Raw genomic sequence first — 17072 nt, 5'->3', positions numbered from 1 at the left:
TGCCGGAGTCCTGAGCCAAGCGCGACTGTTGTTGTTGACGGCTAACGTAAGCTGCGCTTCATGCCCGAGCCCGACGTCCGCCGCCTGCGCGTCCTGCGCGCCGTCGCCGAGCACGGCTCGTTCGCCGCGGCCGCCGTCGAGCTCCAGTACACGCCGTCGGCGATCTCGCAGCAGGTCGCGGCGCTCGAGCGCGAGGTCGGCGCCGTGCTGGTCGAGCGCGGCGCGCGCGGCGCCCGGCTGACGCAGGCGGGCGCGGTCCTGGACCGGCACGCCGCGATCGTCCTCGGCCAGCTCGCGGCGGCGCGCGCCGAGCTCGACGAGCTCGCCCGGCTGCGCGGCGGGTTGGTGCGGCTGGCGGCGTTCGAGTCGTCCTGGACCGCGCTGGTGCCGGCGGCGGTGTCGCGCTACCGCGAGCGCTTCCCCGACGTCGAGCTGCACCTGGCCGAGGAGGACCCGGTCCCGGCGGTCGCCGCCGTGCGGGCCGGCGCCTGCGACGTCGCGGTGGTCTTCGAGCCCAACGGCGTCGAGGTGCTCGACGGGCTGGCGCGGACGGTCGTCGCCGAGGACCCGCTGTGGGTCGTGCTGCCCGTGGGTCACCCGCTGGTCGGCGAGGGCCCGATCGAGCTGGCGTCGCTGGCGGCCGAGCCGTGGGTCGCGCCGACCGCGTTCTGCGCGGGCCTCGTGCGCGGGGCGTGCGCGGCCGCGGGCTTCGAGCCCGAGGTCGTGTTCTCCAGCGCCGACTACGGCGCCGTGCAGGGCTTCGTCGCCGCGGGCGCCGGCGTGGCGCTGGTGCCGTACCTGGCGCTGACGGGTCAGGACCGCGTGGTCGCGCGCCCGATCGCCGGCGACGACCCGCCGTCGCGCACGCTGTGCGCGATCACCGTGCCCGAAGGGCCGCGGCCGGCGAGCGCGACCGCGCTGGTCGACGTCCTGGTCGAGGCCGCGCGGACGCTGCTGGGCGTTCAGTCGTACGCGTAGAAGCCGGCGCCGGACTTGCGGCCGAGCCTGCCGTCGTCGACCAGCGCGGTGAGCGACGCCGGGACCGCGGAGCCGATCGCGTCGCCGATCGCCTGGGCGACGTCGAGGCCGACGAAGTCCAGGAGCGCCAGCGGCCCCATCGGGTGGCCGGCGCCGAGCTGCATGCAGGTGTCGATGGACTCGGCGGGCAGGCCGGTCTCCTCCTGCAGCGCGACGGCGCTGAAGAGGTAGGGGAACAGCAGCCGGTTGACGACGAAGCCGGGGATGTCGGGCACGACGACCGCGGTCTTGCCCAACCCCTCGCACAACGCGACCGACCGCGCGCGCGTGTCCTCCGAGGCCTCCGCCGGGAACGCGAGCTCGACGAGCTTCATCTTCGGGACCGGGTTGAAGACGTGGAGGCCGACGAAGCGCTCGGGCGCGCCGCTGGCCTGCGCGAGGTCGGCGACCGAGAGCGACGAGGTGGTCGAGCCGAGCAGCGCGCCGTCGTCGACGACCTGGCCGAGCGCGCCCCACAGCTGCGCCTTGGCGGCGACGTCCTCGACGACCGCCTCGACGACGGCGGTCACGCCGCCCAGCGCGTCGAGGTCCTGCACGATCGAGACGTGCTCGGCGTTGACCTCGCCGCTGAGCTTCCCGCACGCCTTCTCGACGGCCGCCCGCGCGCGCTGGGCCGAACCGTCGGACCGCGCCCAGAGGACGACCTCACCGTGCCGGGCGGCCGCGGCCGCCAGCCCACAGGCGATCGCGCCGCTGCCGACGATGCCAAGTCGCTCGTGCATAGGGCGGGAGTTCTACCGGGTGGGACGGGTCGGGCGTCGCGGGGTACGGTCAGGCCATGCGCGCTCCTGTCCAGCTCGACCTCCACCTGCCGAACTTCAACTACCCCGGAATCGGACCCGAGGCCGTGTTCGACAAGCTGGTGGACATCGCGACGGCGGCGGAGGCCGCGGGCTGCTCGGCGGTGACGCTGATGGACCACTACCACCAGATCCCGCCCGTCGGGCCACCGCAGAACTGGATGTTCGAGGGCAACACGATGCTGGCCGGCATCGCCGCGCGGACCAAGACCATCAACCTGGGCCTGCTCGTCGGTGGCGTGACGTACCGCAACCCCGCCCAGCACGCGAAGATCACGACGACGTTGGACATCATCTCGGGCGGCCGCGCCTTCCACGGCATCGGCGCCGGCTGGTTCGAGGCCGAGCACGACGCCTACGGCTACGCGTTCCCGTCGCTGAAGGAGCGCTTCGAGCGCCTCGAGGACCACCTGAAGATCGCGCGCGCGATGTTCACCCAGGGGCAGGCGACCGTCGCCGGTGACCGCCACTCCGTCGCCGACGCCTACAACAACCCGAAGCCGCTGCGCGGCGACATCCCGATCCTCGTCGGCGGCAGCGGCGAGAAGAAGACCCTGCGGATGGTCGCCCAGTACGCCGACGGCTGCAACCTCTTCGGCGACGCCGAGCGGGCCGAGCACCTCCTCGGCGTCCTCGCGGGGCACTGCGAGACCGTCGGCCGCGACCCGGCCGAGATCACCAAGACCGCGATGATGAGCCTCGCGGTCGCCGAGACCGAGGAAGGCGTGAAGGCCAAGGTCCAGGGGATGCGCGACGCCGGCCTGCCGGCCGACCGGATCGCCAACACGTTCGCCGGCACGCCCGACCAGCTGCTCGAGCGCGTCGGAGCCCTCCGCGACGTCGGGATCGAGGGCGTGACGTTCTCGATGCCGGACGTCCACGACCTCGACGCGATCGCGCTCGCCGGCGCGACGCTCGCGCCGGTGCTCAACCCCTAGCGGCGGCGGCGGTGCGCAGCGCGGCGAGCGCGCCGACGTAGATCTCCGAGAACGTCGGGAACGGCTGGATGGTGTCGCGCAGGACGTCGAGCGGCACGCCGGCGCGGATGGCCAGCGTCGCCTGCTGCAGCCACTCGCCGGCCTCCGGGCCGAGCGCGTGGGCGCCGGTCAGCCGCTCGCCGTCGCTGAGCAGCGTCAGGTAGCCGTTCGACTCGGCGTAGGCCCGCGTGTAGGTCTCGGTCTTGGCGATGGCGTTCAGCGCGGCCGTCGCGCTGAACGGCGCCTCGGTGGCGCCGACCGCCGCGGCCTGCGGGTCGGTGTACACCACGCGCGGGACCGCGTCGTAGTTGGCGGTCCGCGACTCGCCCAGGACGTTGGCGGCCACGATCTCGCCCTGGTACTTGCCGACGTGCGTGGTCGGCCAGATCCCGACGACGTCGCCGAGCGCCCACAGCTGCTCGCTCACGCGCATGTGCGGGTCGACGGCGACCCCGTGCGGGTCGGGCGCGACGCCCACGGTCTCCAGGCCGACGTCGGCGACCCGCGGGCGCCGGCCGGTGGCGACGAGCAGCTGGTCGCCGCGCAGCTCGCGCCCGTCGTCGAGCACGAGGAGGTAGTCGTCGTCCACGCGCCGCGCCTGGACCGCGTGCACGCCGAGCGCGAGCTCGACACCGTCGCGGCGCAGGACCTCGCCGACCGCGTGGCCCAGCGGCGCCGCCTCGTGGGCGAGGACGCGCTCGGCGCCCTCGACGACGGCGACCTCGCCGCCCAGGCGGCGCACGGCCTGCGCCATCTCCACGCCGACCGCCCCGCCGCCGAGGATCAGCAGCCGGCGCGGGACGGCCTTCATGCCGGTCACCTCGCGATTGGTCCAGATCCCTTCGAGCTCGCGGAGGCCGTGGATCGGCGGGATGAACGGGTCCGCGCCGGTGGCGAGGACCACGTGGTCGGCGGTGTAGCGGACGCCGTCGACCTCGACCGCGCCCGGTCCGGCGAGCCGCCCGTGGCCGCGCACCAGGTCGATGCCCGTGTCCTTCAGCCACTGCGCCGCGCCGTCGTCGGAGTAGTTGGACACCATGAAGTCGCGCCAGCCCAGCGCGGCGGTGACGTCGACCTGCGCGTCGGGCACCGCCGCCTCGCGGGCGGCGTGCGCGGCCTCGCCGGGGCGCAGCAGCGTCTTGGACGGGATGCACGCCCAGTAGGAGCACTCGCCGCCGACCAGCTGGCGCTCGACGACGGCGACCCGCAGGCCGCCCTCCGCGAGGGCGCCCGCGCAGTGCTCGCCGGGCGAGCCGGCGCCGAGCACGATCGCGTCGTAGTCGGCGCTCACGACGGCAGCTCCTGCCCGGTCCGCTCGCGCACCATGTAGTCGGCGTACCACTCCGGCCAGTCGGCGTCGGCCTCGCCGGTGCGGGCCTCGTGCTCGCCGTGGGCGGCCGCCGCGCGCTTCAGCGCGTCGACGAGGTCGGGCGTCGACGCGTAGCTCGCGGGCTTGTCCTCGACGCGGCCGGGGAGGCGCGTCGTGACCTCCTGGACGATCCAGCCGTTGCCGTCCGGGTCGGCGAACGACAGGAACGAGCCGTAGGTGCCGTTGTCCGGGGCGGGGCCGGGGACACGGTCGGTCGTGCCGGCGTGGTGGAAGATCCCGCCGGCGTCGTGGAAGACGTCGTCGACCGCGACGCCGCGAGCGGCGAGCTCGTCGTGGGCGGCCGCGATGTCTTCGACGACGAGCTGGAGGCCGTCGTAGGAGCCGGGGGTCGCGTCGGTGAGGCCCGTGCCGAAGATGATCGACGCGTCCGAGCCCGGTGGCGTGAGCTGCACGACGCGGAACGTCGCGTCGGTGGCGAAGTCGGCGTCCAGCCGCCAGCCGAGCTGCTCGTAGAACGCCTTGGCGCGGTCCACGTCGGAGACGGGGATCACGACGACCTCGAGCTTCATGTCCATGATGCTGCTCCTCGTGGGTGGTTGGCGGCGCCACCGTCCCGCACAGCCGAGCCTCGGTCGCGCCCGTCGGGCCGAATCTAGGGACGCGCCGCCGCGGAGGCAACCTCGCGACCTTCCCGCGCGGGTGGTCGGATGCGCAGCCCGCCTGTAGGCTCTCGCGCGTCTTCCCGGAGGAGGAGAGGCGTGAAGGGCCCGCGCGCTCGCGTGCGGGCCCTTCCGCGTTCCGGGCTAGCCCCAGCTGAAGCCGGTGGGGCTCGCCAGCACCGGCAGCGGCGAGGACGGCAGGCCCGCGGGTGGGTCCACGAGGTTGTAGCCGCCCGGCGCGACGTCGTTGGGGCCGTCGGGGTGGAAGATCGCCGCGAGGTACTGGATGTGGCCGCGGCCGACGCCGAGCTCGAACTGGCCGCCGCCGTACATCATGATGTCGTTGGCCTCGCAGTACTCATAGGCCTTGAAGAGCGGGCGCAGGCCGCCGAGCCGAGAGGGCTTGACGTTGACCATCCGCGGCGTGAACGGCAGCGCGACGATGTCGTCGACGCTGTGGATGTTCGCGTCCCACGTGATGCGGTCCTGGTGGGGCTCGAGCACCGGCCAGGTGGCGTCGTCGATCGCCGGGTCCTCGATCCACGCGTCCGGGAAGCCCTCGGCCACGCGGCGGTAGAGCGCCGGGTCGGGCAGGTTGTCGACGACCGACCCCACGTACAGCCCCTTCAAGTCCACCGTGTCGACCGCGCCGGTGGTGACGAGCTGGGCGACGAGCGCGTCGTCCCACGACGCCGTCGGGTCGAGCTTGAAGCGCGTGGTGGGGTAGGGGTCCAGGCGGGCGCGCAGCGGGCCGAGCGTCGCGGGCTCGCCGAGCCGCAGGGACACGACGAACGTCAGCGGCCGCGCCTCGCGCTGAAGCGCGGCGGTGATCGACAGCCCCGCCTGGCGGAGCGCGAGGTCCAGCGCCGCCGACTCATAGGCCCACACGCGGTAGAGCACCGACGCGTCGTGGCGGGCCGGCTCGGGCCAGAGGTCGAGCGTCGCGAGGTGGTCGCAGAACGACTCGAGCGTCCAGGAGCCCGCCAGCGGCTGCGTCGGGCCGGCGTTCTGGAGCGCCAGCTGGTCCTCGGCGTCGTAGCTGACGTCCTCCCCGAGGCCCTCGTGGCCGTCGCCGCCGCGCAGGCGCAGGACGGTCGACACGCGCGTGAAGTCCGACGACACGTCGCGCTCCAGGCGCTCCAAGGCGTAGTCCTCGATCTCCAGCGGCAGGTCGGCGACCCGCGACCAGAGCATCCCGCGGTCCTCGCTCATGCCGGCGGCCGCTGCTCGAGGCGCGCGACGAGCTCGTCGAGCCGCAGCTCCTCCAGCCCCTTGCCGACGGCGTCGAGCTCGCCGGCGCAGAACTCGACGAGCCCGCGCCCCTCCTGGCAGAGGTCGAGCGTCTCGCGCAGCCCGGCCTCGCCGGAGTCCAGGCGCTTGATGATGGCCTCGAGCCGCGCGGTCGCGCCCTCGTAGGTCATGGTCTCGCTCACGACGAGCCCTCCCTCTTGTTGATGATCTTGGCGTCCGCCGGCCCGTCGGCGAAGAACAGCCGGACGTCGCCGAGCGCGCGCGCCTGCTCGGCGGAGGTGACGATGGCGCCCGCGCCGTCGTCGACGATCGCGTAGCCGCGAGCGACGGTGCGCTCCGGATCGTGGGCGGCGAGCGCCGCGGCCAGCGAGTCCAGCGCGGTGCGGCGCGCGCGGTCCTGCGCGCCGGCGGCGGCGCCGGCCTTGCGCTGGAGGGCGCCGGCGCGGCGCGTCACGCGCTCGCGGTCGTCGACCACGCGCCGGCGCGTCGCGGCGCGCAGCTCCTTCAGCCGCTGGTGCAGCGCGACGCGGTGGCGCGCGATCGCCTGCGCGGGCGCGCGCGAGAGCGCCGCGAGATGCCGCGCGCGGGTGACGACGGCGCGGCGGCCGTGGGTCTGCAGCGACGCGGCGCAGCGCGCCAGCGCGGCGCGGGCCTCGACCGGATGCGTCGGCACCGCCGCCTCGGCGGCGTGCGTCGGCGTCGAGCAGCTGACGGCCGCGACGTCGTCGATCAGCGTGCGGTCGGTGTGGTGGCCGACGCTCGCGACGACCGGCACGCGCAGCATCGCCACGGTCCGGCACAGCGTCTCGTCGCAGAACGCGAACAGGTCCGCCAGCGAGCCGCCGCCGCGCGCGACGATCACGACCTCGACCTCCTCGACGGCGGCGAGGTCCTGGAGCGCCTGGGTGATGCGCGGCGCGGCGTGGCGGTCCTGCACCGGCGCGAACGCCCACACGAGCCTGCCCGCCCAGCCGCGCCGGCGCAGCCCGGCGAGCACGTCGTCGCGCGCCTTGCCGCCTTCGCCGGTGACGACGCCGATGCAGCGCGGCAGCGCCGGGCGCGGCAGCCGCCGCTGCGGCTCGAAGAGGCCGGCGGCGCCGAGCGCGCGGCGCAGCGCCTCCATCTGCGCGAGCAGGTCGCCGTCGCCGGCGATCCGCAGGCCGCTGACGTCGAACGAGAACGACGGCGACGACGTGCGCGAGCCGGGGTAGTAGCCCGGCCCGCCGGCGACCACGACCTGGCAGCCGTCGGTGAACGACCCGAGCTGGAGGCCCAGGCGCTCGAAGTCGTTGCGCCACATCGAGCAGGGCACCGCGCCGTCGCCGTCGCGCAACTCGAAGTAGATCTTGGCCTTGCTCGCGCGGAAGTTCCACACCTCGCCGAACAGCTGGACCCGCGCGCGCTTGCGCAGCTCCTCGCGCAGCTTCTCCGCGTAGGCGCCGACCGGGAACGGGCCGGCCAGCGACGAGCCGGCGATGCCCTCGGGGCGAGGCTGGACGCTCATCGGCAGCCCACCACCGCGGAGGCGAGCCCCTGGGCGAGCATCCGCCCGGAAGCCGAGCCGCCAGGCGAGGTCTTTCGCGCGCTCATCGGCAGCCCACCACCGCGGAGGCGAGCCCCTGGGCGAGCATCCGCCCGGAAGCCGAGCCGCCAGGCGAGGTCTTTCGCGCGCTCATCGGCAGCCCACCACCGCGGACGCGAGTCCCTGGGCGAGCATCCGCCCGGAAGCCGAGCCGCCAGGCGAGGTCCTTCGCGCGTCCATCAGCGCGTCACCGTCGCCGCCGCCAGCGCGCGCAGCACGCCGGGCTTGTCGTCGCCGCACGGCACGGCGACGAGCGTGTTCACGCCTGCGCGCTCGTAGGCCGCCAGGTGCTCGTCCAGGCCGGCGGGCGTCGTGGCGATCCCGCCCGCGTCGACCAGCCCGTCGGTCACGGCGGCCACCGCGCCGAGGCGGTCGCCGGCCAGGCCGAGCTCCTGCACGTGGCGCGCCGCCTCGCCGTGGCCCTGACGCTCGGCGAGGTCGACGTAGAAGTTCTTGTCCTTGGCGCCCATCGCGCCGAGGTAGAAGGCCAGCCACGGTCGGACGGCGTCGCGCGCGGCGGCGAGGTCCTCGTCGACCGCCACCGGGACGACGGGCGCGATGTCGATGTCGGCCAGCGAGCGGCCCGCCGCCGCGGCGCCCTCGCGCAGCGGCGCCATCAGCACGTCGGGGTCGGAGGGGTCGAGCATGAACGGCAGCCAGCCGTCGGCCAGCGCGCCGGCCTGCTTGACGGCCTTCGGCCCGATCGCGCCGAGGTAGATCGGCAACGGGTCCTGGACCGGCCGGGTCAGCAGCTTGAGCGGCTTGCCCAGGCCGGTCGGTGGGTGGGCCGGGTCCGTGCCGCCGTCCAAGTCCATCAGGATCTTCTCGCGCGCGAGCGTGCGCCGGACCACGTCGACGTACTCGCGCGTCCGCGCGAGGTTGCGCGTGAACGGCACGCCGTACCAGCCCTCGCTGACCTGCGGCCCGCTGAGCCCGAGGCCGAGCCGGAAGCGCCCGTCGCTGAGCACGTCGAGCGTCGCGGCGGCCATCGCCGTCGCGGTCGGCTTGCGGGCCGGGATCTGCATCAGGCCGGAGCCGAGGCCGATCCGGTCGGTCTTGCCGGCCAGCAGCCCGAGCACCGACACGGCGTCCTGCCCCCACGCCTCGGCGACCCACGCGGAGTCCAGCCCCAGGCGGTCGGCGAGCATGGCGAGATCGACCTGCTCGGCAGGCGTGAACCACGGCCAGTAGGCGAGGAAGACTCCTGCGCGCATCAGCGGTCCAGGGTATCGGCGCCCGCCGGCGCTCAGCTCGCGCCGAGGCGGCCGCCGACGAACTGCGTGAGGCCGGCGATGCGCTGGGAGATCTCCGCGTAGCCGCGCTCGCGCAGGCCGTCGACGATGTCGTCGGGCCCGAAGATGCGCATGCCGCTGCGGGTGCCGGCGAGGTCGTTGACGGTCCGGCCGGGGACCGACCGCAGGCGGCAGCTGGTCAGGATCGCCAACCGGCCGCCGGGCGTGAGCACGCGCGTCATGTGGTCCAGCGCGGCGTCGGGGTCGGCGAAGAGGTGCAGCGCGGCGAAGCAGCAGACCGCGTCGAACGAGGCGTCGCGGAACGGCAGCGCGACCGCGTCGCCGCGGACGTAGCCGATCTGCTCGGCCTCGGGGCCGGTGCCGGTGTCCTGCACGGCGCGCGCGAGCATCGTGGCGGACGCGTCGATCCCGATCGCGAGGCCGCCGGGCCCGACGATCGCCGCGAACTCGCGCGTGAAGTTGCCCGGCCCGCAGGCGACGTCCAGGACGCCGTCGCCCGGCGTCAGGCCCAGCAGCAGCCGGGCGATCCGGTGCTCGTCGCGCATCCCGCCGGCCATCGCGCCGCGCAGCACGCGCCCCCAGGCCGGGCGCCACCAGCGCTCGTAGACGACGGGCAGGGCGCGGGTGACCATGAGCCGGCCCGCGGGCCCGGGCGCCATGCCCACCGGCTCGTCGTCGTCGCCGAGCAGGTCGAGGTAGCCGTGCGCGGACGCGGACGACCCACCGGCCCCGGCGCGCGCCGCGGGCTGGAGCAGCGGCAGGGCACGGGCGATCGCGTCGTCGCCCATGGTCTCCCGCTAGGCGATCGTGGTGTTCGGCGCGGGCGCCTCGGCGCCCGGGCCGCCGGTGACGCGCGGCTCGTGCGGGTCGCCGGCGTCGCTGACCGAGCGCAGGGTGCGCATGCCCGCTTCGGCGTGGTGGCCGCGCGTCTCGCCGCTGAAGCCGAGGGCGGTGAGCCGCGCGATCTCCTGCTCGCCGAGCGCGCGCGCCGGGTGGCCGGCGGGCAGCGGAGCGATCAGGCGCGCGATGCGGTTGCGCAGTTGGAGCGCGAAGTGCGGGGTCGAAGCGCCCATGAGCTGACGGACGTCGTCGACGGTCACGTCGCGGTTGAGGCGGTCGGGGCTCTCGGCCTGGCTCATGGTGAGGAAGGGGTGCTCGCGCGTTCGTTGACGGGGACGATCTCGAGGAGGGCGTCGATCTGCGACTGGACAGGAACGGAGATCGCGCTCTCGTCGCCGACGATCCAGCCGTGATTGTAGACGCCGCGCACCGGATCTCGGCTGTACCCGGGCTGGACGTCGAGCAGGTAGCCCTGGATGGCGGACGGCAGCTTGTCCGGGTCCTCGACGACCAGCATCGGGCCGTAGCTGCCGCTGGCCGACAGGGGCGCGACGGCGCCGGCGTCGGCGGGGCGCTGCGCGTTGGCGAAGACGAAGCCGTGGCCGGGGTCGACGACGCCCCAGCCGAACGCGCCGTCGACGAAGCGCGCGAACGCCACCGAGGAGGCGGCCGGCGTGGCGCCGGCGATGCGCGTGACGCTGCCGAGCTTGCGCAACTGGGTCAGCGTCTTGTCGGAGACCGCGCTCTGGTTGCCCAGCACGTAGATCTTGGGCTGCTGGTGGGCGGCGATCGCCGCGCGCGTGTCCTCGGGGACGCTGTCCTTGCGCACGAAGAGGATCGGGTCGCCGCCCTTGGCGGCCCAGGCGGCGGCGGGCATCGCGTACTGCGGGGCGTCGGCGCCGACCACGACGACGCGGTCGCTCGTCGTCCCGTGGGCGGCGGCTTGGAAGGCGTCGATCGCGCGGGCGAGCGCGAACGGGCTGGCGCCGCGCAGGTCGGTGGTCTTGGACCCCTCGACCTTGGGGACGTCGCCGACGCGGATGACCTGGGCGCCACCCGCGTCCTTGGAGCCCTTGGGCGCGAGCGCGGCGAGCGCGTCCTGGGTCGCGCCGGGCAGCTTGTCCGGGCCGTCGGCGTAGAGCAGCGGGGCGCGGATCGGCGCGCTCATCAGCACCGAGGCGGCCAGCCCGACGCGCCAGTCCTTCACGTCGGCGAGCACGACGGCCTTCGGGCGCGTGATCGCCGAGGTGGCCGTGTACACGGCACGGGCGGCGGCGGCCGCGTCGGCGATCGGGTCGGCGCCGCCGATGCGCGTCGTGTTCTTCGTGGCGAAGGTCGGGAAGCCGAGGTCCTGCGCCGCGGTCGTCTCGGTGCCCTTGGCGCCGGTGGTCGGCGTCGTGTGGGGCGTCTTGTCGCTGTTGTCGTCGGTGCCGGAGCCGCGGCCGCAGCCGGCGGCCGTGAGGAGGCCGAGGAGCGCGACGGCGAGCAGCGCGACGAGGCGACGGCGGGAGGGCATCGCCGGGCAGGCTACGGTGTGGGTCCGCCGTCACGCGTCATTCCGCTGCCTCCCCGGACCGGGGGAACATCTGTCCGGGGGCGAACAAATTGGCTCGAATGGGTACTCGCGACGCCGAAGCTCAGGGTGCAACCTGCATTGCGGGACGTGGATGTGCATCTTTCGTCCCGGTCGTGTAGGTTTCCGACCACGCCGAACCCAGGTGAGGAGCCTGGGGCGGGGGACCCAAAGGTTGTTTGGGGCGAATTCCAGGAGTTTTCCTGGGAAGCGCAGGCTCTTTCCGCGCTAGCCCGTCAGCTAACCCCGCAGGCCGACGAAAGAGGATTTGGTTTTGCGGGCACTCGCCCTTGTGCTGTCGATGGTTGCTGTGCTGGTCGCCGCCCCTGCGGCGCTGGCCCAGACCCCGACCGGCGGCGCAGACGACAGCACCACCAGCAGCGACCCGGCGACGACGGCGGCCCCCGCGGCCCCCACCGTCCCCGTTCCCGCCACGGGCGGCGTGGCCTACGGGCAGCCCAACCCGGCGACGACGCAGCTGACCCCCGAGCAGACGGCCACCGTCCTGCCCACCGGCTTGGCCGCCGCGCCCGAGTCGGCGCCGGTCGAGGTCCAGGCCGCGATCGCCGCGGCCAACGAGATCATCGGCAAGCCCTACGTCTACGGCGGCGGGCACAACCTGAAGTTCGCAGGCTCGACCGGCAAGGGCGGCTACGACTGCTCCGGCACCGTGTCCTACGCGCTCCACGGCGCGAACATGCTCAAGGCGCCGCTGGACTCCTCGTCCTTCATGAAGTGGGGCGCCCGGGGCCCGGGCACGTGGTTCACGATCTACACCAACCCCGGCCATGCGTTCGCGATCATCGCGGGCCTGCGGCTCGACACCAGCGCCGCCGGCGACCCGAGCGGCGCCAAGGGCCCGCGTTGGCGCCCGGTGCTGCGCAGCACCAAGGGCTTCACGGCCCGTCATCCGGTCGGCTTCTAGCCACCGGCTCCGGACATCGATCGCGGGCGGGGTAGGCTAGGGGCAGACCCCTTACCCGCGATCTGTACGGAGGCCCGATGCCGGGTGTGAGTGGCCGTTTCTCGACGGTTGTGAAGGCGAAGATCTCGAAGCTGCTCGACCGCGCCGAAGACCCGGCGGAGACGCTCGACTACAGCTACCAGAAGCAGCTCGAGTCGCTGCAGAACGTCAAGAAGGGCATCGCGGACGTCGTCACCGCCAAGAAGCGGTTGCAGATGCAGTCCACGAAGCTCGAGCAGTCCGTCGTCAAGCTCGACACGCAGGCTCGCCAGGCGCTGTCGCAGGGCAACGAGGAGCTCGCGCGCGTCGCGCTGGAGCGCAAGAACGTCGCGCAGACCGAGCTGCAGTCGCTCGATCAGCAGGTGACCGAGCTCGAGGCTCAGCAGCAGAAGCTGACCGACAGCGAGGCGAAGCTGCGCACGAAGATCGAGACCTTCCGCACCAAGAAGGAAGTCATCAAGGCGCAGTACAGCGCCGCCGAGGCGCAGGTCCGGATCTCCGAGGCCGCGACCGGCGTGGGCGAGCAGATGGCCGACGTCGGCCTGGCGATGCAGCGCGCGGTCGACAAGACCGAACAGATGCGCGCCCGCGCCGACGCGGTGCAGGAGCTCGAGGAGGCCGGGACGTTCGACGACCTCACCGCGCTCGGCTCCGGTGAGGACGACATCGACAAGCAGCTCCGTGAGCTCTCCAGCGGCGCGGTCGTCGACGACGAGCTGGCCAAGATGAAGGCCGAGCTGGGCACGGGCGGCGCCACGGGCGGCGACGCCAAGCAGCTCGAGGAGGGCCAGGCGTGATCGTCCGGATCTCCGAAGAGGGCCAGTACGCGCTCCCCGACGAGCTGCACGCCAAGCTCAACGAGCTCGACGACGCGACGGTCGCCGCCGTCGACGCCGACGACGAGGCGGCCTACGCGTCCTCCTTCGAGGCCCTGCTGACCTTCGTCCGCACCGAAGGCACCCCCGTCGAAGACGACGACCTCTTCGGCTCCGACATCATCCTGCCTCCAGCCGACCTGACCTTCGCCGAGGCCGGCGAGGACTTCACCGGAGAAGGCCTGGTCCCGGACCCGGCGTAGGGGGTCAGTGAGTAGAGGACTGCGTCCGCCGCCCTATGCGGAGGCGAAGGCAGCTTCGCCGACGCGCCCAACTGCATCGGCGAACGCCGTCTCGTAGCGATCGACCACCGCGTCGATCGTCTGCCCTCGCGCCCAGTCGCGCCCGGTCTGGGCCAGGTGCCGTCGGGCGTTCGCGTCGCCGATGAGCTTGTTCAGCACCTCATGCCACGAACCGACGGGCACGAGTCGGCCACCCGCGTCCTCTCCGAGTTCGGCGTATGGGCCGACAGGTGACGCCAGCCAGGGGACGCCGGAGGCGGCGTACTCCTTGATCTTGATGTCCGAACGCGCTCGGTTGAACGGCGTATCGAGCAACGGAGCGAGCCCGATGTCGAAGCCGGCCATCACCGCGGGCAGCTTGTCGAACACCACGTGCGGCGCGTGCCGGTAGCGCTCGCGCAGCGCGAGCCTCACACCGATGGTGATGACGTTTAGGTCGGGATGTTCGACCTGCAACGCGCGGAACGTCTCATTCAGACGCAGCGGCTGAACGTCGGACGCGTGTTCGAGCCCCGCGATCCATCCCACGACGACGCCGTCATGCGGGCGTGCCTGGCGCGCAGTTCCGGACGCCAAGTAGTTCGCGATGACGCGGACGTCACGAACGCCAGCGCCACGGTAGGCCGCTGCGATCGGCTCGCTCGTCGCGATGGCGACATGGGCGAGCTTCGCGGTCCGCGCCGTCTCGTCGAAGATCGCCTGATTACTAAAGCCACCTGCGCGGCGCCGCGTCGCGCGGTCGCGAGGCAGGTGACGGAGGTCATCGTCGTTGTCCCACACGATCGCTATGCCGGACGCACGTAGCCGCTTGAGGAGGTTGCGCACGGCGGAGCCATGGCTGCGATACACCAGGAGCGCGTCGCACGAGGGGAACGCGTCGACGCGGGGTGAGCCGTCGTCGTTGGGCCACACGATGTCGTGACCTCGTCGCTGCATCGCGTCCAACGGGTAGTGGACGCGATAGCGCGCCGCTGGGCTCAGCTCGGTCAACACTCCGATGCGCATCGTCAGAGCTTGCCCAGCCGCTCGTGCGTCGACAACGGCAGCCCCTGACAGCTGGCTTCCGACCTACACGGAGGTCAACGCCGGGTTGCCCGCGCGCTTGATCGCAGCGGCAAAGACCGACTGGTACTCGTCCACGGCCGCGTCGATGGTCTGCGACCGTGACCAGGTGTAAGCCGTGCGGGCCAGCACCTGTCGGCGCTCTGCATCGCGGATCAACGCGTCGAGCGCTTCGGGCCACGCGTCATCGGCCACGAGCTGACTGCCCGCATGCTCCCCAAGGGTGGCGTACGGGCCGACAGGCGATGCCAACCACGCAACGCGTGACGCTGCGTACTCCTTGACCTTGATGTTGGAGCGTGCGCGGTTGAACGGCGTATCGAGCAGCGGGGCGATCCCGATGTCGAAGTTGACCGTCGCCGCGGGCAGCTGATCGAAGGCGATGAAGGACGCGTGTCGGTAGCGCTCGCGGAGGGCGAGCGGCACGCCGATCGTCGTCACCCAGAGCTGAGGGTGCTGTGCCTGCAGGGCACGTAGCGTCTCGGTCAGTCGCAGCGCGCGCATGTCGGGCGCGTGCTCGAGGCCGGCGATCCAGCCGATGACGACATCTCCATGCGGGACTGCCTGACGCGACCTCCGGGCGGGCAGTGGCCGACCTCGCGTGGTGCGCGCCGCGCTGCACGCCTACGCCTTGGAGGACCCGGAGCCGGGCGCGGTGCTGGAGCGCCTGGACCGCTTCGTCGCCGCGATGGACGCGACGGCCACGGCGATGTTCGTCACCGTCGACGCCGACGGCGAGATGGTGGTCGCCAGCGCCGGCCATCCGCCGGCGGTGCTCGTCGACGCCGGCGGCGCCCGCCTCATCACCGGCGCGCTGGGGCCGCCGCTGGGCGCGGGCGTCGAGCACCGCGGCGTCGAGCACCACCGGATGCCGGCCGGCGCGCGGATGCTGCTCTACACCGACGGCCTGGTCGAGCGCCGCGACGAGCGGCTCGACCTCAGCCTCGAGGCGCTGCGCGTCGTCGCCGCCAGCGCCGCCCCGACGCTCGACGCGATGTGCGACCGCGTCCTCGACGCGCTCGCGCCCGACGTCGAGGCCTGGCCCGACGACGTCGCGCTCCTCGCGGTCCTGCGCGAGGGGTAGCCCGCTGGCTAGAGCGGGATGCCCCAGAGGGGGAACCAGCGCTCGAGCTCGGGCTCGATCGGCAGCTCGGCGCCGATCTGCGCCTTGATCTGCAGCTCGCGCTCGGTGGACCGCTGCTGCTCGCCGCCGGCGGGCACGAACGGGTACCAGGTGCCGCGCTTGTAGTTGTAGATGAAGTGCACCGGCTGGCCGTCGGCCTGCTGGAACGCGAAGACCGCGCACAGCACGCGGTTGCCGTAGCCGCCGAGCGCCAGCGCGTCGCTGACCGCGTTGACGCCGACCGCGAGGTCCTCGATGTCGTCGTCGCGCAGGACCATCCAGCGGTAGCCGTAGGAGTCGTCGCTGGTCTCCAGCGTCGTCCCGGTCTCCTCGCCGGTGCCGCGGACGACCTCCTCCATCTCGGTGACGATCTGGGCGAAGTCGCCCGTCGCCAGCGGCTGGAAGACGATCGCGGCGGTGCCGCGCGTGCTGATCCCCGGCCCGGTCTCCAGCGCGACCGCCGCGGTGGTGATCGCGAACAGCCGGTCGGGCGCGGGGCCCTTGACCTTGCTGCGGCCCAGGAGCGAGTCGAGGAAGCCCATCGACCGCTACGCCAGCGCCGGCCGGACCGGACCCGAGCCCTGCAGCTGGGACTCCAGCCGCCCGAGCGCCGCGATCCGCTGGTCCATCGGCGGGTGCGTCGAGAACAGGTTGTAGACCGACTCCTTCACCTTGACCGGCACGATGTAGAAGGCGTTCATCTCGGCGTGCGCGCGCAGGTCGTTCTGCGGGATCCGCTCGTTGATGCCGCTGATCTTCAGCAGCGCGCTCGCCAGCGCGCTGGGGCGGCCGGTGATCACCGCGGCGCCGCGGTCGGCCGCGAACTCGCGGTAGCGCGACAGCGCCTGCATCAGGAAGAACGACACGAGCCAGACGATGGCCGAGACCAGGATGACGGCCATGAAGCTCGGGCCGTTGTCGTCGTCGTCGGAGTAGCCGCCGCCGTAGCCGCCGCCACCGAAGAGGAAGCCGAACTGCACGATCGTCGCCGCGATCGAGGCGAAGAACCCGCACAGCGTCATGATCATCACGTCGCGGTTGACGATGTGCGTGATCTCGTGGGCCATGACGCCCTCGAGCTCGCTCGGCGACAGCAGGTCCATGATCCCGGTCGTCGCGCACACCGACGCGGTCTTCGGCGAGCGGCCGAGCGCGAACGCGTTCGGGATCGGCGAGTTGACGACGGCGATCTTCGGCTTCGGGATGTCGGCCTGGATGCAGAGCCGCTCGATCATCGCGTGCAGCTCGGGGGCCTCCTGCGGGGTGACCTGGCGGGCGCCCATCGAGCGCAGCGCGAGCTTGTCGGACGCGAAGAACTGGAACGACAGGAGCAGCGCGACGCCGATCAGCGCGACCGCCCCGCCGACGCTGGCGAACAGCACGCCCGCGAAGATGACGTAGACGAGGCCCAGCAGCAGCATCGTCACGAGCATCCGGATCTGCAGACCCGTGTCCCGACCGAACGACTTGTTCATGCAGGGAAGAGTAGTCACCCCGCATTAG

Annotated in this window: 20 protein-coding genes and 1 riboswitch; of the genes, 6 read left to right on the top strand and 14 right to left on the bottom strand. The window is 73.1% G+C overall.

From position 1 onward, the window contains the following. The first annotated feature begins 60 nt into the window (after positions 1–60). Positions 61–978: a LysR family transcriptional regulator gene (locus DSM104299_RS22560; RefSeq protein ID WP_272473916.1), complete on the top strand. Its 918-nt coding sequence runs from the start codon at positions 61–63 to the stop codon at positions 976–978. Here DSM104299_RS22560 and DSM104299_RS22555 read toward each other — a convergent pair. Continuing rightward, positions 963–1760 carry a 3-hydroxyacyl-CoA dehydrogenase family protein gene (locus DSM104299_RS22555; protein ID WP_272473915.1) on the bottom strand — a complete coding sequence of 266 codons (798 nt, stop codon included), beginning with the start codon at positions 1758–1760 and terminating at the stop codon, positions 963–965. The genes DSM104299_RS22560 and DSM104299_RS22555 overlap by 16 nt on opposite strands. Before the next feature lie 56 nt (positions 1761–1816). On the opposite strand from DSM104299_RS22555, the gene DSM104299_RS22550 reads away from it, so the two are divergent. Next, positions 1817–2776 carry an LLM class F420-dependent oxidoreductase gene (locus DSM104299_RS22550; protein ID WP_272473914.1) on the top strand — a complete coding sequence of 320 codons (960 nt, stop codon included), beginning with the start codon at positions 1817–1819 and terminating at the stop codon, positions 2774–2776. Here the strand turns inward: DSM104299_RS22550 and DSM104299_RS22545 are convergent. The 9 genes from DSM104299_RS22545 to DSM104299_RS22505 form a co-directional block, all read right to left on the bottom strand. Continuing rightward, on the bottom strand, positions 2766–4106 hold the full coding sequence (locus DSM104299_RS22545) for a dihydrolipoyl dehydrogenase family protein (RefSeq protein WP_272473913.1): 1341 nt from the start codon (positions 4104–4106) through the stop codon (positions 2766–2768). The genes DSM104299_RS22550 and DSM104299_RS22545 overlap by 11 nt on opposite strands. Beyond that, positions 4103–4720: a VOC family protein gene (locus DSM104299_RS22540; RefSeq protein WP_272473912.1), complete on the bottom strand. Its 618-nt coding sequence runs from the start codon at positions 4718–4720 to the stop codon at positions 4103–4105. Before DSM104299_RS22540 ends, DSM104299_RS22545 begins: the two co-directional genes overlap by 4 nt. Before the next feature lie 228 nt (positions 4721–4948). Next, complete coding sequence (locus DSM104299_RS22535) at positions 4949–6016, bottom strand: enolase-like domain-containing protein (RefSeq protein WP_272473911.1); 1068 nt, start codon at positions 6014–6016, stop codon at positions 4949–4951. Then, positions 6013–6237 carry an exodeoxyribonuclease VII small subunit gene (gene xseB, locus DSM104299_RS22530; RefSeq protein ID WP_272473910.1) on the bottom strand — a complete coding sequence of 75 codons (225 nt, stop codon included), beginning with the start codon at positions 6235–6237 and terminating at the stop codon, positions 6013–6015. Before xseB ends, DSM104299_RS22535 begins: the two co-directional genes overlap by 4 nt. Next, positions 6234–7559 (bottom strand): exodeoxyribonuclease VII large subunit, encoded by a 1326-nt coding sequence (gene xseA, locus DSM104299_RS22525; RefSeq protein ID WP_272473909.1) that lies wholly within the window; start codon positions 7557–7559, stop codon positions 6234–6236. The genes xseB and xseA overlap by 4 nt, the downstream gene beginning before the upstream one ends. Positions 7560–7816: 257 nt before the next feature. Continuing rightward, positions 7817–8851 carry an LLM class flavin-dependent oxidoreductase gene (locus DSM104299_RS22520; RefSeq protein WP_272473908.1) on the bottom strand — a complete coding sequence of 345 codons (1035 nt, stop codon included), beginning with the start codon at positions 8849–8851 and terminating at the stop codon, positions 7817–7819. 32 nt (positions 8852–8883) lie between these two features. Then, positions 8884–9678, bottom strand: a complete 795-nt coding sequence (locus DSM104299_RS22515; RefSeq protein WP_272473907.1) for a methyltransferase domain-containing protein — start codon at positions 9676–9678, stop codon at positions 8884–8886. A gap of 9 nt (positions 9679–9687) precedes the next feature. After that, the gene (locus tag DSM104299_RS22510; RefSeq protein ID WP_272473906.1) at positions 9688–10029 is read right to left on the bottom strand and encodes a hypothetical protein; all 342 of its coding nucleotides are present in this window, start codon (positions 10027–10029) and stop codon (positions 9688–9690) included. After that, the gene (locus DSM104299_RS22505; protein ID WP_272473905.1) at positions 10026–11246 is read right to left on the bottom strand and encodes a cell wall-binding repeat-containing protein; all 1221 of its coding nucleotides are present in this window, start codon (positions 11244–11246) and stop codon (positions 10026–10028) included. The genes DSM104299_RS22510 and DSM104299_RS22505 overlap by 4 nt, the downstream gene beginning before the upstream one ends. A gap of 180 nt (positions 11247–11426) precedes the next feature. After that, positions 11427–11573, top strand: a riboswitch (cyclic di-AMP (ydaO/yuaA leader). Between the two features lie 4 nt (positions 11574–11577). On the opposite strand from DSM104299_RS22505, the gene DSM104299_RS22500 reads away from it, so the two are divergent. The 3 genes from DSM104299_RS22500 to pspAA all read left to right on the top strand — a co-directional run bounded on the left by DSM104299_RS22500 (position 11578) and on the right by pspAA (position 13345). After that, on the top strand, positions 11578–12228 hold the full coding sequence (locus DSM104299_RS22500) for a hypothetical protein (RefSeq protein WP_272473904.1): 651 nt from the start codon (positions 11578–11580) through the stop codon (positions 12226–12228). 77 nt (positions 12229–12305) lie between these two features. Beyond that, entirely contained in the window at positions 12306–13064 is a 759-nt protein-coding gene (locus tag DSM104299_RS22495) for a PspA/IM30 family protein (RefSeq protein WP_272473903.1), read from the top strand. Next, the gene (gene pspAA, locus DSM104299_RS22490; protein WP_272473902.1) at positions 13061–13345 is read left to right on the top strand and encodes a PspA-associated protein PspAA; all 285 of its coding nucleotides are present in this window, start codon (positions 13061–13063) and stop codon (positions 13343–13345) included. The genes DSM104299_RS22495 and pspAA overlap by 4 nt, the downstream gene beginning before the upstream one ends. Before the next feature lie 33 nt (positions 13346–13378). On the opposite strand, the gene DSM104299_RS22485 is transcribed toward pspAA, so the two are convergent. Beyond that, the gene (locus DSM104299_RS22485; protein ID WP_272473901.1) at positions 13379–14389 is read right to left on the bottom strand and encodes a glycosyltransferase family protein; all 1011 of its coding nucleotides are present in this window, start codon (positions 14387–14389) and stop codon (positions 13379–13381) included. Between the two features lie 63 nt (positions 14390–14452). After that, complete coding sequence (locus DSM104299_RS22480) at positions 14453–14950, bottom strand: glycosyltransferase family protein (protein ID WP_272473900.1); 498 nt, start codon at positions 14948–14950, stop codon at positions 14453–14455. Positions 14951–15047: 97 nt separating this feature from the next. Between DSM104299_RS22480 and DSM104299_RS22475 the strand changes: the two genes are divergently transcribed. Beyond that, positions 15048–15530 carry a PP2C family protein-serine/threonine phosphatase gene (locus DSM104299_RS22475; RefSeq protein ID WP_272473899.1) on the top strand — a complete coding sequence of 161 codons (483 nt, stop codon included), beginning with the start codon at positions 15048–15050 and terminating at the stop codon, positions 15528–15530. A gap of 8 nt (positions 15531–15538) precedes the next feature. Here the strand turns inward: DSM104299_RS22475 and pspAB are convergent, their stop codons facing one another. Together pspAB and htpX are read right to left on the bottom strand one after the other, a co-directional pair. After that, the gene (gene pspAB, locus DSM104299_RS22470) at positions 15539–16111 is read right to left on the bottom strand and encodes a PspA-associated protein PspAB (protein WP_272473898.1); all 573 of its coding nucleotides are present in this window, start codon (positions 16109–16111) and stop codon (positions 15539–15541) included. 6 nt (positions 16112–16117) lie between these two features. Beyond that, a complete protein-coding gene (htpX, locus tag DSM104299_RS22465) occupies positions 16118–17044 on the bottom strand; it encodes a zinc metalloprotease HtpX (RefSeq protein ID WP_272473897.1) in 927 nt (308 codons plus the stop codon). Between the last annotated feature and the right edge of the window lie 28 nt (positions 17045–17072).

Origin of the sequence: Baekduia alba, from assembly GCF_028416635.1 — a bacterium.
In the GTDB taxonomy this organism is placed as follows: domain Bacteria; phylum Actinomycetota; class Thermoleophilia; order Solirubrobacterales; family Solirubrobacteraceae; genus Baekduia; species Baekduia alba.
Note: the sequence above shows the minus strand (reverse complement) of the source record. Positions and strands in the feature narration are given on the sequence as shown.

Excerpts from the sequence above, each read along its gene's own strand:
- htpX (WP_272473897.1), bottom strand. The coding sequence starts at position 17,044 with ATGAACAAGTCGTTCGGTCGGGACACGGGTCTGCAGATCCGGATGCTC.
- DSM104299_RS22535 (WP_272473911.1), bottom strand. The coding sequence starts at position 6,016 with ATGAGCGAGGACCGCGGGATGCTCTGGTCGCGGGTCGCCGACCTGCCG.
- pspAB (WP_272473898.1), bottom strand. The coding sequence starts at position 16,111 with ATGGGCTTCCTCGACTCGCTCCTGGGCCGCAGCAAGGTCAAGGGCCCC.
- DSM104299_RS22540 (WP_272473912.1), bottom strand. The coding sequence starts at position 4,720 with ATGGACATGAAGCTCGAGGTCGTCGTGATCCCCGTCTCCGACGTGGAC.
- xseA (WP_272473909.1), bottom strand. The coding sequence starts at position 7,559 with ATGAGCGTCCAGCCTCGCCCCGAGGGCATCGCCGGCTCGTCGCTGGCC.
- DSM104299_RS22480 (WP_272473900.1), bottom strand. The coding sequence starts at position 14,950 with ATGCGCGCGCTGCGACTGACCGAGACGCTACGTGCCCTGCAGGCACAG.
- DSM104299_RS22555 (WP_272473915.1), bottom strand. The coding sequence starts at position 1,760 with ATGCACGAGCGACTTGGCATCGTCGGCAGCGGCGCGATCGCCTGTGGG.
- DSM104299_RS22550 (WP_272473914.1), top strand. The coding sequence starts at position 1,817 with ATGCGCGCTCCTGTCCAGCTCGACCTCCACCTGCCGAACTTCAACTAC.
- DSM104299_RS22495 (WP_272473903.1), top strand. The coding sequence starts at position 12,306 with ATGCCGGGTGTGAGTGGCCGTTTCTCGACGGTTGTGAAGGCGAAGATC.
- DSM104299_RS22505 (WP_272473905.1), bottom strand. The coding sequence starts at position 11,246 with ATGCCCTCCCGCCGTCGCCTCGTCGCGCTGCTCGCCGTCGCGCTCCTC.
- DSM104299_RS22485 (WP_272473901.1), bottom strand. The coding sequence starts at position 14,389 with ATGCGCATCGGAGTGTTGACCGAGCTGAGCCCAGCGGCGCGCTATCGC.
- DSM104299_RS22520 (WP_272473908.1), bottom strand. The coding sequence starts at position 8,851 with ATGCGCGCAGGAGTCTTCCTCGCCTACTGGCCGTGGTTCACGCCTGCC.
- DSM104299_RS22515 (WP_272473907.1), bottom strand. The coding sequence starts at position 9,678 with ATGGGCGACGACGCGATCGCCCGTGCCCTGCCGCTGCTCCAGCCCGCG.
- DSM104299_RS22560 (WP_272473916.1), top strand. The coding sequence starts at position 61 with ATGCCCGAGCCCGACGTCCGCCGCCTGCGCGTCCTGCGCGCCGTCGCC.
- DSM104299_RS22510 (WP_272473906.1), bottom strand. The coding sequence starts at position 10,029 with ATGAGCCAGGCCGAGAGCCCCGACCGCCTCAACCGCGACGTGACCGTC.